The organism is Flavobacterium sp. UBA4854 (genome assembly GCF_002399805.1).
Taxonomy (GTDB): Bacteria; Bacteroidota; Bacteroidia; order Flavobacteriales; family Flavobacteriaceae; genus Flavobacterium; species Flavobacterium ginsengisoli.
Window position 1 is genome coordinate 7,387 of record NZ_DHEI01000108.1, and the last position, 1,400, is coordinate 8,786.

Annotated in this window: 2 protein-coding genes and 1 pseudogene; 2 read left to right on the plus strand and 1 reads right to left on the minus strand. The window is 32.1% G+C overall.

What is annotated here, in order from left to right:
• Positions 1–612, plus strand: a 612-nt coding sequence (locus tag B3J44_RS16015) for a TonB-dependent receptor domain-containing protein (RefSeq protein ID WP_286969631.1), incomplete at its 5' end; no start/stop codon positions are given.
• 50 nt (positions 613–662) lie between these two features.
• Here the strand turns inward: B3J44_RS16015 and B3J44_RS16020 are convergent.
• The gene (locus B3J44_RS16020) at positions 663–1,079 is read right to left on the minus strand and encodes a hypothetical protein (RefSeq protein ID WP_286969632.1); all 417 of its coding nucleotides are present in this window, start codon (positions 1,077–1,079) and stop codon (positions 663–665) included.
• 157 nt (positions 1,080–1,236) lie between these two features.
• Here B3J44_RS16020 and B3J44_RS24270 point away from each other — a divergent pair.
• A pseudogene (locus B3J44_RS24270) lies at positions 1,237–1,400 on the plus strand (transcription elongation factor GreA); the annotation flags it as partial.

A 1,400-nucleotide genomic window follows, 5' to 3' on the forward strand; every position in this document is an offset into this window, starting at 1 on the left:
GATTTTGAGTTAGGATGGAGATTCAATTCAGAGAAATTTCAATTGAATTCGAATCTGTATTATATGGGATACAAAGACCAGTTGATTTTAACGGGAAGATTAGACGATGTTGGAAATCCGATTCGTGCCAATACAGAGAAAAGCTACCGTTTAGGTTTTGAGTTTGATGCTACAATTGCACTTTCTGATAAATTTACTTTAAGACCAAACTTTACTTTAAGCAGCAACAAAAACGTAGATTTAGCTGTTGATGGAGAATACTACGGAACAACAAAAATTGCCTATTCTCCAGAAGTTATTGCAGGAAATATTATCGTATATAAACCAATAGAAAGACTGTATCTTTCATTATTGCAAAAATATGTTGGAGAACAATACATGAACAATATTGAACTTCCGGCGGCAAAACTGGCAGATTATTTTGTAAACGATTTTAATGCATCATATGAAATAAAACCAAAAACGATTTTCCAATCGATAACAATTACAGCTTTGGTAAATAATATTTTCGACAAGAAATACGTTTCAAACGGAGCAATGTGGGATGTGTATCCATACTATTATCCGCAAGCAGGAACAAACTTCTTAATTGGTTTGAGTTTGAAATTCTAATTAAGAGAAAACATAAAAAAGCCTGAAATTATTTTCAGGCTTTTTTGTTTTTAGTTGTAAACATGAATGACTGTTCCAGAAGATTCTACACGATATTGCTTCATCGGATATTCTTTTCCGCCAAGTCCTGTATATAAGTTATATTGCGTTTTATCGCAGGAGCAAACAGCATAAATTCCGTCAATTGTCATGGCTGTGCAAGAAGTTAAAGCTTGGTTTGGGCAGGCCGCATCAAAAGCAGTATAAGTTCCTTCGCCGGTTTTCATGACTATAATCCCTTTTGCGCCATAATTGACTATGTAAACAGGATTACTTGGATATAATAATTTGTTATACGTTGGTAAATTGGTGTCAAGATATGCGTTTATAGAATAATTAGGAATGTAAGGATTGTTGCTACTTCTGTTGTTGTCGCTACAAGAGAATAAAATAGCAGTAAAAGCAATAAAAAACCAGATTTTTTTCATTATTTGGATAAGAATTAGTTAAAACAAAAATAATTTATTTAGATTTGAAATCTATATGATTAACATATAATTATGTACTATTAAAAATTATAGTATATTTGTGGTAAGAAAATCCCGTCGCGATGGGATTTTTTGTATTTATATAAACGATGAAGTTATGAGTAAAGTATCTTATTATACAGCAGAAGGATTAAAAAAATTAAAAGATGAATTGGAGCATTTAAAAAGTGTAATGCGCCCAAAGGCATCTCAAGATATTGCGGATGCAAGAGATAAAGGTGATTTGTCTGAAAATGCGGAATATGATGCAGCAAAAGAAGC

Coding starts and splice junctions, on each gene's coding strand:
- B3J44_RS16020 (WP_286969632.1), bottom strand. CDS start 1,079: ATGAAAAAAATCTGGTTTTTTATTGCTTTTACTGCTATTTTATTCTCT.